13 protein-coding genes are annotated in these 14212 nt (G+C 33.0%); 3 read left to right on the top strand and 10 right to left on the bottom strand.

Annotated elements, in window-relative coordinates; genetic code table 11:
• Nucleotides 1-3: 3 nt before the first annotated feature.
• Entirely contained in the window at nucleotides 4-594 is a 591-nt protein-coding gene (gene leuD / locus BN1058_RS10595) for a 3-isopropylmalate dehydratase small subunit (RefSeq protein ID WP_090857152.1), read from the top strand.
• 27 nt (nucleotides 595-621) lie between these two features.
• Here the strand turns inward: leuD and BN1058_RS10600 are convergent, their stop codons facing one another.
• From BN1058_RS10600 to BN1058_RS10640, 10 genes are all read right to left on the bottom strand, one after another.
• Entirely contained in the window at nucleotides 622-921 is a 300-nt protein-coding gene (locus tag BN1058_RS10600) for a hypothetical protein (protein WP_090857155.1), read from the bottom strand.
• A 117-nt stretch (nucleotides 922-1038) separates the two neighbouring features.
• Complete coding sequence (locus BN1058_RS10605; RefSeq protein ID WP_090857158.1) at nucleotides 1039-2085, bottom strand: lactonase family protein; 1047 nt, start codon at nucleotides 2083-2085, stop codon at nucleotides 1039-1041.
• 120 nt (nucleotides 2086-2205) lie between these two features.
• Nucleotides 2206-2343 (bottom strand): hypothetical protein, encoded by a 138-nt coding sequence (locus BN1058_RS14350; RefSeq protein ID WP_176694496.1) that lies wholly within the window; start codon nucleotides 2341-2343, stop codon nucleotides 2206-2208.
• A gap of 79 nt (nucleotides 2344-2422) precedes the next feature.
• Nucleotides 2423-2995 (bottom strand): RNA polymerase sigma factor, encoded by a 573-nt coding sequence (locus BN1058_RS10610; RefSeq protein ID WP_090857161.1) that lies wholly within the window; start codon nucleotides 2993-2995, stop codon nucleotides 2423-2425.
• Nucleotides 2996-3013: 18 nt separating this feature from the next.
• On the bottom strand, nucleotides 3014-4990 hold the full coding sequence (locus tag BN1058_RS10615; RefSeq protein WP_090857164.1) for a DUF6449 domain-containing protein: 1977 nt from the start codon (nucleotides 4988-4990) through the stop codon (nucleotides 3014-3016).
• The gene (locus tag BN1058_RS10620; protein ID WP_090857167.1) at nucleotides 4965-5861 is read right to left on the bottom strand and encodes an ABC transporter ATP-binding protein; all 897 of its coding nucleotides are present in this window, start codon (nucleotides 5859-5861) and stop codon (nucleotides 4965-4967) included. Before BN1058_RS10620 ends, BN1058_RS10615 begins: the two co-directional genes overlap by 26 nt.
• Nucleotides 5854-6243, bottom strand: coding sequence for a GntR family transcriptional regulator (locus tag BN1058_RS10625; RefSeq protein WP_090857170.1), 390 nt, complete (start codon nucleotides 6241-6243; stop codon nucleotides 5854-5856). The genes BN1058_RS10620 and BN1058_RS10625 overlap by 8 nt, the downstream gene beginning before the upstream one ends.
• A gap of 661 nt (nucleotides 6244-6904) precedes the next feature.
• Nucleotides 6905-7726, bottom strand: coding sequence for a formate/nitrite transporter family protein (locus BN1058_RS10630; protein ID WP_090857173.1), 822 nt, complete (start codon nucleotides 7724-7726; stop codon nucleotides 6905-6907).
• Nucleotides 7727-7954: 228 nt separating this feature from the next.
• Nucleotides 7955-8398, bottom strand: a complete 444-nt coding sequence (locus BN1058_RS10635; RefSeq protein WP_090857176.1) for a DUF5392 family protein — start codon at nucleotides 8396-8398, stop codon at nucleotides 7955-7957.
• Between the two features lie 291 nt (nucleotides 8399-8689).
• Nucleotides 8690-9550 carry an AraC family transcriptional regulator gene (locus BN1058_RS10640; protein ID WP_090857179.1) on the bottom strand — a complete coding sequence of 287 codons (861 nt, stop codon included), beginning with the start codon at nucleotides 9548-9550 and terminating at the stop codon, nucleotides 8690-8692.
• A 170-nt stretch (nucleotides 9551-9720) separates the two neighbouring features.
• Between BN1058_RS10640 and BN1058_RS10645 the strand changes: the two genes are divergently transcribed.
• Entirely contained in the window at nucleotides 9721-11187 is a 1467-nt protein-coding gene (locus BN1058_RS10645) for an amino acid permease (RefSeq protein WP_090857182.1), read from the top strand.
• Nucleotides 11184-14177 (top strand): beta-galactosidase subunit alpha, encoded by a 2994-nt coding sequence (ebgA, locus tag BN1058_RS10650; RefSeq protein ID WP_176694497.1) that lies wholly within the window; start codon nucleotides 11184-11186, stop codon nucleotides 14175-14177. Before BN1058_RS10645 ends, ebgA begins: the two co-directional genes overlap by 4 nt.
• Nucleotides 14178-14212: the final 35 nt, after the last annotated feature.

Consider the following 14212-nt stretch of genomic DNA (forward strand, 5'->3'; position numbering starts at 1 on the left):
AAGATGGAGCCGTTAAAAAAACACAATGGTTTAGTATACCCGCTTAACCGTGCAAATGTTGACACTGATCAAATTATACCGAAACAATTCCTAAAACGAATTTCTAGACAAGGATTTGGTCAATTTTTATTTTATAATTGGAGATTTGATGAAAAAGATCAATTGAAACCGGATTTCTCGTTGAATGACCCTAAGTATTCTAACGCATCTATCTTAGTAGCTGGAGATAACTTTGGTTGCGGCTCTTCAAGGGAACATGCACCATGGGCATTGCAAGATTTCGGGTTTAAGGTTATTATCGCACCTAGTTTCGCAGATATCTTTTATAATAATTGTACTAAAAATGGCATATTACCAGTTAAATTAACTGATTTAGAAGTACAAGAATTAATCAACAATGCGGAAGCAGATGATTATTATATAACCGTTGATCTTGAAAAGAAAAAAGTTTTTGATTCCAATGGTTTTGAAGCGAATTTTGATTTAGCAGATTATCCTAGAGAGATGTTGTTAAATGGTTGGGATGAAATTTCAGTGACCTTAACCCATTCAAATAAAATTGATGCGTTTGAAACAAAACACACCGTTCATTAAAGCCTCCTATTTGGGAGGTTTTAATTTTCAATTATGTCTTTTACTATGCATAATGTCCAAATGTGTAATTTCTGTTGTATAGTGCTCGTGTATCTTACAATAATTCACTGTAACCTTCACTTTTTTGGTGACTTTACACGTGTTAGTTTTTTGAATAAAATGATGCCATGATTTAAATTGATGTTCATATAACTTTGTATCTATCATTTCCTCATATTTCTTCTCCCATAAATGATTTGTCGACTGACCAATGTCTACCTCAAAAGCACTAACACTTTGTATAGACATTAAAAATATAAAAAAACTCATACAAATGATTGCTCTCATACTTTTACCTCCTTCACGTTACAGTTAGTTTTCACCAAATTTCAGCGCCTATTCAACACAATTCTTAGCATATAAATAGAGTTGCCTAAAAGACAACTCTATACGTTTTCTAATTTATTAATTTAAAAATTTCACACAAACGGCTTCAGGAGCACTTATATTCTTTTGTATCATTGTCAATTCCCCTGTAACTTTATCCCTTTTATAAAGTGTTAATGTACCAGATTTTTGGTTGGAAGCAACTACATAGTTTTCCGTCGGATCAATCACAAAATCTCTTGGCCAATCTCCTTCTGTTGACACCCATTCTATAAAGGTAAGTTCACCATTTTCTTGATTAATTGCAAACTGCGCAATACTATTGTGTCCTCTATTGGCCACATAAACAAATTTGCCGTCTTTGGTAACGTGTATTGCACTACCGTCATTAACACCTTTATAATCAGTAGGAATAGCACTTATAGATTGGTTTTCCGTAAAAGATCCCTCTTCTTTATTATAGGATAAAACAATTACTTCTGAGCTAAGTTCTGTCATAACATAAGCATATTGCCCATTTGGGTGAAAAGTGATATGACGTGGACCACTACCAGGCTTTGTTTGTAATGTGTGAACTTTAGTTAATTTTCCTTCTTCAGATTTATACGTAATGATGTTATCACTACCTAAATCAATTGCGATGATAAAATTTTCATCTGGTGTAAAACCAGCATAATGCATATGTGGTTTTTCTTGACGTTCATGCGGACCGGACCCATCATGTTCAGCTACGTCAATGGCTGGTTGTAGAGAACCATCTTGATTAGTCAAATAAGATTTCACTTGTTTTGTATGATAATTTGCTGTTACAACGTTGGAATTATCACTTTTTACACTAACATGACAAGGAGCTGAACCAACGGATGTTTGGCTGTTTAACAGCGACAATTGGCCAGTTTCTGGATTAATGGTAAAGGAGGCTATTCCACCATTTTCTCCTTCTTTTGATACCGCATAAAGATACTTATTATCCTTAGAAACGGTAAGATATGTAGGATTATCTAACTTCGCAGCAGAGGTTACTTCTGTGACTAACCCTTTGTCTGAATCAAGTACAAATTTATAAACTCCTTCACTTTCTTGTTTGGTATATGTTCCAATATATCCAATGAATTGATTCCCCATCTTCTCTCCACTCCTTCATCTATATTTTTACTTATTATAACAAAATAAAAAAGGAGAAGCTATGTATAAGGAAAGCAGACGAATGGTATTATTCGCCTGCTCGATTGTTATTTTTTATATTTACTGTTGTTGATTCATTGCATTTGTCATTTTTGACATCATATTACCCATACCATTGTTACGTCGCATGCTGTAATAAGTAGCAGCACCAACACCAATTGAAGCTAAAATAGGAAGTACCATGTTTCTGTTTTTCATGTTTTTTCACCTCCTGCTTATACTATTTCCTTTGTTGTTTATTTTACTACCAGAAATATTTAACAGGAGGTTTATTTCGTTAAGAAACTTCAAGCCACTTCGGAATAGATGTTTTCGAATGCTGCTTTATGTCTTTACGCAACTTTATTCTTGCCCGATATAAACGTGTTTTTACCGCTGATATAGAAATATTTAACTTTTCTGCGATTTCCTTATCACACAAATCAAAATAAATTTTTAAAAAAAGTACATTTTTTAAGCTTGGATTTAATTGATCAATGATAGTAATAATTTGTTGATACATAAAGTTCTTTTCCATTGCTTCTTCTACAAATGAACAGCTATCATTCAAGCCCGCTATATGATTATCGATCCAATGATCTGCAGATAACGTCTGAAAGCGTTGCTGCTTTCGCAATGTATCAATAGCTGTTCGTTTGACAATTGTTTTGATCCAATATTTCCATTTTGATGTATCTTCAATGTTTTTTTGGTGGCGATAAGCTTTAATAAATGCTTCTTGTACAACATCTTCTGCCAAATAACAATCTTTCGTTATATGTGTAGCAACAGCTACCATTTCTTTGTAATACAGTTGAAAGTAATTGTTGAAGGCACCTGTTTCTCCCCCACTTGTTTCTAGAGTTACCATGTCGCTTCTACCCCCATTTTACTCAATAACATCTAAAACAAAATCAGGTACTTTAGTCGATTCTAATATTTGAATTATCAACTCATCCGTTCGCTTCAGATCAATAGCAATGCCATAAATAGTATCTTGTTGATAAGCACCACGTTGACTGATTGATTGGAGTAAAGAGGTTATTTCTGCTTCTCCTGTAAATTTAATTACCTTATCACTGTTTAAATATGAATCACGATTGTATATTTGATCACTATCCCTTGTAAACTTGTGAATGTACAATGCATTTACATCATCAGCGGTAACTATTACATCTTCATAAAGCCCATGATTTTTCAACCAATCAAAAAACGAAGAATAATTAGATTGAATTGGTACATAAATAGGATGTTGATTATCATTAAATCGAATGGAAATATCTACTAAACCATTGGTTGGATGACGTATATCCTCATAGGACATATTAAATACATCTTCTTTCAATGCATGCATTAATGCATTAATTTGTGTATTTTCAGTAATCCTTTCGCCTGCTTGAAAGCGACCAGAAAGTATATTTATTTCAATATGATTCACCTTATTTTCGTCTAATAAAAAGATTGGATAATTCATTTTTTTGTACTCTTTTGACTCATAAATAGGTTTTAAAAAGTCATCTAATGCTGCTATATTAGGGACATTATATTTTCTTACCACATTATGGCCATTCTCTAATTCATAACGTAATTCAATGGTATCATTACCATGATTATATATTTGTGAACGATCAGACGAAGTAATTAATATTTGATGTAGTTTTCTCACATTAGAAATCAATTGAGTGGACGTGATTCCATTATGGTCGTAACCGTTTTTTTGATTCCAGTAGTTTGGCGACTGTTCATTCACATAGACTTGATCAATATCAGCCGTATCAGGTATTCGGTTTTGATAACCAGTAATATCAAGCGAGATTAGCATAAATAATAATCCACAACCTAACACATAATAGAAATAGCTTCTCCATTCAGTAAATACGCGCCATGTCTTTTTTAAAATCATTTGTGCTAATATATAACCGAAAACAGATCCGAAAATGTAACCAAAAATTAACCAACCATAATTATTCTGTACCTCTCCAAAATAAAATCCACCTACTAATGTCATACAAAAAGTAAATCCATACTTAAATATTGGTCGTAATGGTGAAAAAGCAATTGCTTGAGACGCAGCTTCTACTTTTCTCTTGGTATACAACCAAAGGCTGAGTCCAGTAATAAATAAAATGAAACATAGATAAATCGAAATGTTTACAAAAGAAACATTCATATTATGAAGCAATTCCCAACTATAAGTGATTGGAGAATACTGTAATAGCTGATCTTCAAGAAAATAATTATCTGGAAATCCAATCAGTACATAATTCAAGTTATACATAACAAGCATAGATATTCCAACAGGGAATAATAAGAAAATATAGGTGAAAACGCCTTGAATAGCAGATACTCCAGTTAACATTCCTACAAATACGGCAACAACAAAAACAAATGTTTGTAACAATAAGCTTAAGCCAAACCATGGTGCAATATCACTTAAGGTATAAAATAGTGAGACATCAAAACCCCACTCCATAAATACTAAAATAAGACAAATAATTAAATCTGTTGCTGCTAAAAGTGCAATTCCTAAACCAACTTTGTGGAAGAAAATCACTTGTCGTTTCATTGGTAAACTATGCATAAAATCAGCAGATTGTTTTGTTTGCATATAACGAAATAGGAATATCGCTAGTAATACCGGTGCAATAAAGATAGTGAGAATTTGGATCTCCGTGATATATTGAAATAAGTTTGTATACGTATCACTAGTTATATATCTATTCATATCATCTTGACTAAGGTACATCGCTATGTTTAATGGTAATACAAAAATCAAAATGACTGTGTATATTAAGCTAATCCAACCAACTTGACGGAAATCTTGTTTTACTAGTTCTTTCTTATACCAAGATGTTTTCGATTGCATAACCAACACCTCCCATTTCATAAACAAATATTTCTTCTAATGTGAGTGGAAGTAAATCATAAACTACAGGCTCATGAGATAAAATCATCTGATCAATTGCCTCTCTACTCCCTCTTACAATTAATAGAAAAACACTACCTCTTTTCTCTTGATGAACAATATCTAATTTCTCGAGTATCTTGAAATCTTCATTCTTAAATGCAATTTGTACTTTATGAATATCTGATTTTAAGTCATCTAGGTCTTTTTCTAATATAAACGAACCATGATGTAGAATACCTACATGATCACAAATATCCTCGATCTCTCGAAGGTTATGTGACGAGATAATAACAGTCATCTGTCTATCAGCCACATCTTGAATGATTAAATTTTTAATTTTTTGACGAACTACTGCGTCTAAACCATCAAATGGTTCATCTAGAATTAATACATCCGGCATGGTACATAACGCTAGCCAGAATGCTACTTGCCTTTGCATCCCTTTGGAAAAACGAGCTACTTTTCGATTTAAATCCAATCCAAGTAACGTATGTAATTTATGAAATCGTTCTTGATTCCATGTGTCGTAGATATTTGCATAGAATTCAGCCATTTGTTTTACAGTATATTGCGGAAAAGAGAAAGGCAGATCGGGAATAAACATCACTTTTTGTTTTACATTTGGATTTTCATATACTGGCTGTTTATTTATACCTATTTCCCCTTGGTCTTGTTTTAAAATACCGGCAATTATTTTTAAGAGTGTTGTTTTTCCTGCACCATTGGAACCTAATAAACCATAAATAGAGCCTTTTTCTACTGCAAATGAGATATGGTCTAACACCTTTTCCTTTTCAAATTGCTTTGAAATTTGTGTTAATTTAATCATCTTTATCTCCACCTCCAATTTGTTCATATGTTAATTCGATTATTTTATATATTTCGTCTTTAGTTATTCCGATAAAAAATGCTTCGGCTAAGCGTTTCTCTAAATCTGATCGAATTTTATTTACTTCGTGTGAACTAACTTTTTTCGCTGTACCATCAACAAAGCTTCCTTTTCCCTTCACAGAGTAAATATAGCCTTGTGTTTCTAGTTCACGATATGCCTTTTGTATCGTATTTGGATTAACAGTTAACTGCTGTGCTAATATTCGTACAGATGGAAGCTTTTCGTCTGTCTGCATCACATCATTAATGATTAATTCTTTAAATTTATCCACTAATTGTTCATATATTGGTTTTCGACTACGTAAATCTAGATCAAACATATCTAACCTCCCTCTCTAACTGTATTAACCGTATTACTAATCATAGTACAGTTAATACTGTACTTGATAAAGATGTCATTGTAAAGCCCTATTTTACAAATTGAATAATCTAGGAAAAAAACAAAATGAACAATGCTCATTTACATTTTTAAAATTAGCCCATTAAAAAAACTCTACAAATTGTAGAGTTTTCTTTCTTATTTTTTTGTATGGCACATCCAAAACATATGTATAATGCTTGATCTAACACAGATATATATGATTACCGAACAATAATAAACCACCATAATAGAATGGAGATAAAAACTACTATTCCAGTAATTGTACTATAAAATGTAAAATGAAACTTTTTGGGTATTACATAAAAAACAATACTAGTAACTACAACCGACAAACATATAAATAAAAGAAGGTATAAAAACATACCTAATAGATTAGTTACTGGTAAGTGCATGACATCTAGCAATCTTCTCACCTCTTCGACACAATATAGATACAGAACTATATTATAGCATTTTTTAAAAAGAAACAACTACCATATAAATATATAATTCATTTTAAGAAATAAACACGTCTATTGAAAAACAAACGATGACAATCATCAAAAAAGAAGGAAAAACAGCTTGTTATGTCTGCCTCTCCTTCTCTACTTTCAAGATGGTTAATGATGTACAGTGCTAGATTGAATCAATGATTCTTTCATTTCTGAAACTGGATCATCCTTTAAATATACTACCCAGTAAGCCCCTGCTACAAATAGTATGCCGCCCACTGCATTACCCAGCAACACAGGGAAAAAGTTTTGTAAGTAAGCAATCCAAGTAAAATGCCCTGCGAAGATTGCCGCAGGAATAAGAAACATATTGGCTACAACGTGTTGAAATCCAATTGCAACAAAGGCCATCGTTGGAAACCAAATACCTAATATTTTCCCAGCCATATCTTTTGCACCATAGCTTAACCAAACTGCTGAAGCTACTAACCAATTACAACCAATTCCTGAGAAAAACGCTTGTAAAAATGTTGCTTCAAGTTTATGCTCAGCTAACGTTACGGTGGTATTTAAATATGCACCTGTTTCGGTTAAACCGACAATATGACCAAAAAAGTAAGCAACAAAAAGAGCACCTACAAAGTTACTTAGCGTAATGATTAAAAAGTTTCTAATAACTTGCATCGATTTTATTTTATTCTCCATCCGAGATAATGGAATAGCCATCATATTACCTGTTAACAATTCTCCACCAGCTAATAATGTTAAAATAAGCCCTAAAGGAAATAATGATGCCCCCACAAAAGAAGAAAATCCCCCCCAAGCTTCAGGCATACTAGTTGTAACATGAATATACAGTAAATAACCAAGTGATATAAATGCTCCTGCTTCAAAACCTAAAATAGAAGATTGCAATACACTATAATTTGCTTTTTTTCTCCCTGATGATACAGTATAATTTGCAATTTCCTGCGGACTATAGAAGCCCATAAAAATCAGACCCTTTCTTTTTGTATGTGAAACAATATACATATTATATCATTGGAAACTTTATTTCACTGTGAACAATTTGTAACTTTTTTCTAAACGCTTTCATAAAATAACTAATTTTAGGTGAAGCAAATTTAGCTTGAAATAAAAAGGAAGACTAGCGTGATTTCAAACTAGTCTTCCATCTATTGTCTGTATTTCTATACTTAGTTATTTAGGAACTGTTCATTACGAATACATATTTTGTTTCTCTTGATTTTCTTCGGTTAAGAAGTTAAAGAAAACTTGCAGACTCATTTTTGACTGGTTTTTCACCATTTTAATATATACATTCTTTTTGTCATCACCAATGATTCTACTCATTTTTATACGTTCAATGATATGTTCTTTCCCAATTTGATGAATTTTTTTATTCATAAATTTAGATTCTTTGAACAATGCTATTCCTATTGCTGCACTTAAAGCATAAATTCCAGTAATAGGCAACATATCAAAGCTAAAACCACCTTGGAAAAACATAACAACTAAATTAAAGCCACCAACAAGCATAAGCGGAAATGCAAACATCATATATTTAGAATTTTTTTTCATTAGTGGTTGAATTTGTTGTGTTATCTTTTCCATTTCTCGTCTTATAAAAGGTGGCATATTTTCAAATAATAAAGGATTCATTTCTTCACCTCTCCTTTTTATTTAATAGATCAATATCCATTACATCATATGAAAAAAGACCTCCCCATATACACACACTGGTAAGGTCTTGCTAACAACATTCGTTGCCAATAAAGCCGAGAACGATTATCATCTCATTCTGTAATGACGACTTCATTGTAAAAGCTACTCCCCTTAAGGAAAATATATTCTATTAATATCTATTATATCTTTAGATGCTTATACGGTCAATTGTAGTGAATAAAATGAGAATGTTCTGTAAAAAAAGAAGATCGAAATACTCCGCTTTATTTACTGCATAGTTCGAATTGTTTTAAATTGCGCGCGATACTTGGATGGAGAAATACCTTTATACTTTGAAAATTGCCTTGAAAAATGAGAAGGATTATTAAATCCTACCATATAAGATATTTCTTCTACTGACGAGCTACTTCTTCTTAATAGTTCAGTAGACTTTTTAATTCTTGCTTGAATCAAATAATTTTTGGGACTAAGGTTTAAATACTTTTTAAATAAACGAAACAAATAAGATCGTTCAATCTGTAATTCTCTTGTAAGTACATCAACTGAAAAATTCGGATCATTAAACTGCTTTGTTATAATCTCAATTGCCTGTTGAATGTAATTTTCAGCATTTGTTACTTTATAACGCAAATCAGCTTCATGTTGTTCCATTAATACATTAATCAAGTGGTAAGATTCACCAAGTGCTGCATAAGGCATTTGATTTTCAGAATACTTGTACACATTTTTAAAAATCGTGCTTAGTTTCTCCAGATCATCAAAACGATAAATAAAATTCCCTGTTCCAGCTTTAGAATCTTTTAAGAGCCCACACTTCTCAAAAAGCTCTTGACACTTCGTCCCCTTAAACCCGATCCACCTATAACTCCAAGGATTGCCGACCAATGGATAATAATTATTTTTTGTATTAGGTGGTATAATAAAACCTTCTTTTTTACCAAGGTGATGCACTTCATCATTAATAAAAAATAATCCTTCTCCCTCTTCAATATAATGAATCAAATAATAATCAATTGGCTCATACTGATAAGGATCTCTTGGTTTAACGTCTTCATAACCACATTCATATACATAAAATTCCTGATTTAATGCTTTTTCTGTTTGAAAAGTGCCGATTGATTGAAACAACTCTCTTCTCCCCCTATATGCAACAAAATGTCAAAAACAAACAACGTAAGTTAATTAAATAATAACAGGATTACTTTTATAATGAAAGCGTGATCACGAATAAAAATTATTTTTTATTCTAAAATTATGTTGAAATGCGTATTTCAAACGACAAAAGAGGAGTGAAAATCATGACTGACAACAGAAAGAGAATCAATTCCGTATCATTTTTATTGATGGCTTTTACAGCAGTATTTGCATTTAATAACATCATAAATGCAACAGCAAGTATAGGGCTATCAGCAGTATTTACTTTTTTATTTGCTACAGCTTTTTATTTTATCCCTTTCAGTTTAATGATTGGTGAGTTCTCTTCAGCTAACACACAAGCAGAATCCGGTGTTTATAGTTGGATAAGAACATCTTTAGGTGAAAAATGGGCCTTCCTTGGATCTTGGTCATACTTTTTTGTGAATTTATTCTATTTCACTGCACTATTGCCACAAATACTCATCTATGCTTCTTATACTTTTTTGGGTAGGAATGCATTCGGTGGTTCAAGTGCAACAATAACGATCGCTATTCTATCCATCTTCTTATTTTGGATGGCAACATTTATATCAATAAAAGGGGTAACATGGATTTCAAAAGTAACGGATGCTTCAGGAGTTGCAAGAATACTTATGGGTGTTGGATTTATCGTATTTGCACTCGCTGTTTATTTCATATTAAAAGAACCATCCGCACAACCGTTTAATAGTTCTACTGTAGCTCCTTCATTTAACAATTGGAACTATTTTGCTACATTAGCTTGGATTTTACAAGCAGTTGGTGGGGCAGAAGCAATTGGTGTATATGTAAAAGACTTAAAGGGTGGAAACAAAACATTTATAAGAACAATTGTTATCGCTGCCTTTTCTATTGGGATTATGTACGCATTGGGGTCAGTTGCTGTTGGCTTAATCATGCCTGATGAAGCCTTACAGAATAATTATTCTGACGCTTTATTTGAAGCATTTGCTATTTTAGGTGCACACTTCGGCATTGGTGAAGGCATCACACATTTTGTTGGATTAATCATGTTATTAAGTGCCGTTGGTTCACTTGTTATCTGGACAGCAGCACCAGTTAAAATTTTATTTTCGGAAATTCCAGATGGTATTTTTGGTAAATGGGTTGCTAAAACAAACAATGAAGGAAACCCTACAAATGCACTTACACTTCAGGCTATTGTTGTAACCGTTTTATTAATTATTCCTGCATTAGGAATTGGGTCTATGAATTCTTTATTGAAAACATTAATTAACATGACTGCAGCAACTTCATTAATTCCAGTCTTGTTCCTATTGATTGCTTATATTGTATTTCGGGCAAAGAAAGATCATATACCTAGAACTTTTAGAGTAGGAAATCGGATCACCGGTATGGTTCTTGGTGTCATGTTACTCATTTTCTTCTTATTTGCCTTCTTTGTTTCTACATTCCCATCACCATATGCATTGATGGAATATCTTGAAACAGGAATTGTTTTAGAAGGTACAATGAATCCATTATTTAGCTTATTTTACAATGTACTAGGTATCGTCGTATTTCTTGGCATTGCTCTTATTTGCTATAAACGATATGAAAAAAAACAAGAACAGGAGACTGAAAAATGATAAGTAACAAAAAACGTTGGGAAAATCAACAACTAGACGGCATTAATAGAATGGAGCCTCGTGCACATTATATCAGTATGACTCCAACGAATACACAGCAGGAACACTTTCATTTGAATTTAAACGGACAGTGGGCATTCTTATTTCTCGATGCCCCTGAATATAGTCCAGAAAATTTTTATAAATCTACATTTGATGATACAGGTTGGGACAAAATAGAGGTCCCAAGTAATTGGCAAATGCATGGATATGGCAACATGCATTACTCTGATCTATGGTATAATTTCCCGATTATCCCTCCTTATGTACCTACTGAAAACCCTACGGGGATTTATAGAAGGACATTTGAGATGGAAAATATCGAAAACATTCATCAATATATTTTAAGATTTCAAGGCGTTGATTCCGCATTCGAAGTTTATGTAAACGATTCGTTTGTTGGCTATAGTAAAGGAGCCAGGATTCAAAGTGAGTTTGATTTAAGTAAACATCTCATTGACGGGACGAATACACTAACTGTACGTGTTTTCCAGTGGTCAGATGGAACGTATTTAGAGGATCAGGATATGTGGTGGCTAAGTGGTATCTTCCGTGATGTAGAATTGTTCGCTCGTCCGAAAAACGGGCTGTATGATTATAAGGTAGAGACTTATTTGGATCAAAAATATGAAAATGCTACATTAGTAGTAAATCCTATATTTCACTCCTATCAAGGTCAACAAGTAGTCTATCATTTGAAAGATCAACAAGGCCAAACAATTTTTAAAGAAGAGCTTACCGGGAATGAAAGTTTAATTAAACAAGTTAGTAATCCAAAGAAATGGTCTGCAGAAGATCCTTATCTATATACGTTAACGCTAACAGTTAAGTCTAAACAAGAAGAAATCGAAGTCATTCACCAAACAGTTGGCTTTAGGCAAATAGAAATAAGCGGAAGAACGTTTTTAGTTAATGGTGTGCCTATTAAACTAAAAGGCGTCAATCGACATGATTATAGTCCAAAAAACGGTCGAGTGACAACGAAAGAAAGTATCGAAAGCGATATTAAATTAATGAAGCAGCATAATATCAATGCATTACGTACAGCACATTATCCAAATTCCCCTGCTCTTTATGAACTATGCGATCGCTATGGCTTGTATGTTATTGCTGAAGCAGATTTAGAGTGTCATGGCTTTGAACTAACAGAAGACTATAAATGGATTACAGATAATCCTGATTGGGAAGAAGCATTTGTTAATCGAATGAAACGTACGCTAATGCGTGACAAAAACCACCCTTCCATCATTATGTGGTCGTTAGGAAATGAGTCTGCCTTCGGTTATAATTTCAGAAAAATGGCTGACTATGTAAAAAATACAGATCCAACTCGTCTCGTTCATTATGAGGGTGATTTTGAAGCAGAAGTTAGTGATGTGTATACAACCATGTATACATGGCTAGAAAGCAAAGAGAAATCAACAATGGAAGATATTATTACAACAACGAAAAAACCGCACATTTTATGTGAGTATGGTCATGCGATGGGGAATGGACCTGGTAATCTGAAAGAATACCAAGATATTTTTTATAAACATGAACATATGCAAGGTGGATTTATTTGGGAATGGTTTGATCATGGAATAGAGACAGTAACTGACGATGGTCAAGTATATTATCGATATGGTGGCGATTTCGGTGATGTTCCAACGAACGGTAATTTCTGTATTGATGGACTACTAATGCCTGACCGTACACCTTCTACGAGTCTCATTGAATATAAAAAAGTAATTGAACCAGTTCAAACAGAAGCAATCAATGTGCAAGCAGGCATCTATCAACTAACAAATCGGCTTGATTTTAACACGCTAGATGCATATAAACTTATCTGCCAGTTTTACGAAGATGATACATTAATAGATTCAAAGGAAGTAACTATACCAAACGTCTCCGGGCACGTATCAGCACAAATTACTATTAATTATCCAGCATTAAAAGGATACAAACCTGGTGCAAATTATACGGTACATTTTGTTTATCAGTTAAAAGAAGATACACTCTGGGCTGACAAAGGTTTTGAAATTACTAGAAGTGTGTTTGAATACCATAAAGAGCCTGCTTTCGTTACATCTACTGAAAACAAGAAAGAATTGAACTATAAAGAAGAAAATCATCTTGTTACTGTTTATGGTGATGATTTCAATGTCGTGTTTGACAAAGTACGAGGGCAGTTATTAACAGCAACATCTAATGAAAAGCAATTGATCGAAAAAGGGCCGTCCTTCACCTTTTGGCGAGCACCAATCGACAATGATATGTATATATTAGAGGATTATCAAAATAAATACTTTATGCAATTAAATCATGAAATGGTTCGTGATGTAACTTACGGCATCGAAGACAATACATTCTATTGGGAAGTTCACGCATTCTATGGTACGACGAATAGTTCATGGTATTATGATTTAACATACACCTACAATATCTGTCCAGAAGGAAAAATAAGCGTAACATTAAATGGCATTGCATCTGGACGAAAGGAAAATGCACCATCTATGTTACCACGATTAGGTGTAAGTATGCATGTAAATAAAAACCTTGAACAGGTATCTTGGCGTGGTTTAGGTCCTCATGAAAACTATGCTGATTCTTGTCAGTCAAGTTATCCGGGTGTTTTTCACAAGCACGTTGATGATTTGTTTGTAAATTATGTCATGCCACAAGAAAATGGTAATCATATGGACTGTGATTGGGTGAATTTAAGTAATAACAAAGACTACACACTGAGATGCCAAACAGATCAATCCTTTGATTTTAGCATTTCTCGCTACGAAGACAGCGATCTTGAAAAGGCAAAGCATACAATTGACTTAAATCCAAGAGATTATCTTGTATTGCATATAGACAAACAACAAAATGGACTCGGTAGTAATTCATGTGGGCAAGATCAATTAGATAAATATAGATGTAAATTTGATGATTTTACTTTATCATTTGAAATAGTATTATAATAGTTCTGAACCATTTTATCGTTTACAGACTGTTA

The sequence above is a fragment of the Paraliobacillus sp. PM-2 genome (assembly GCF_001368815.1).
Classification (GTDB): domain Bacteria; phylum Bacillota; class Bacilli; order Bacillales; family Amphibacillaceae; genus Paraliobacillus.

Bases quoted from the DNA above. Each gene is read 5' to 3' on its own strand.
- BN1058_RS10635 (WP_090857176.1), bottom strand. From the start codon at position 8,398: ATGAATCCTTTATTATTTGAAAATATGCCACCTTTTATAAGACGAGAA.
- BN1058_RS10605 (WP_090857158.1), bottom strand. From the start codon at position 2,085: ATGGGGAATCAATTCATTGGATATATTGGAACATATACCAAACAAGAA.
- leuD (WP_090857152.1), top strand. From the start codon at position 4: ATGGAGCCGTTAAAAAAACACAATGGTTTAGTATACCCGCTTAACCGT.
- BN1058_RS10645 (WP_090857182.1), top strand. From the start codon at position 9,721: ATGACTGACAACAGAAAGAGAATCAATTCCGTATCATTTTTATTGATG.
- BN1058_RS10610 (WP_090857161.1), bottom strand. From the start codon at position 2,995: ATGGTAACTCTAGAAACAAGTGGGGGAGAAACAGGTGCCTTCAACAAT.
- BN1058_RS14350 (WP_176694496.1), bottom strand. From the start codon at position 2,343: ATGAAAAACAGAAACATGGTACTTCCTATTTTAGCTTCAATTGGTGTT.
- BN1058_RS10625 (WP_090857170.1), bottom strand. From the start codon at position 6,243: ATGTTTGATCTAGATTTACGTAGTCGAAAACCAATATATGAACAATTA.
- BN1058_RS10620 (WP_090857167.1), bottom strand. From the start codon at position 5,861: ATGATTAAATTAACACAAATTTCAAAGCAATTTGAAAAGGAAAAGGTG.
- BN1058_RS10630 (WP_090857173.1), bottom strand. From the start codon at position 7,726: ATGGGCTTCTATAGTCCGCAGGAAATTGCAAATTATACTGTATCATCA.
- BN1058_RS10615 (WP_090857164.1), bottom strand. From the start codon at position 4,990: ATGCAATCGAAAACATCTTGGTATAAGAAAGAACTAGTAAAACAAGAT.
- ebgA (WP_176694497.1), top strand. From the start codon at position 11,184: ATGATAAGTAACAAAAAACGTTGGGAAAATCAACAACTAGACGGCATT.
- BN1058_RS10600 (WP_090857155.1), bottom strand. From the start codon at position 921: ATGAGAGCAATCATTTGTATGAGTTTTTTTATATTTTTAATGTCTATA.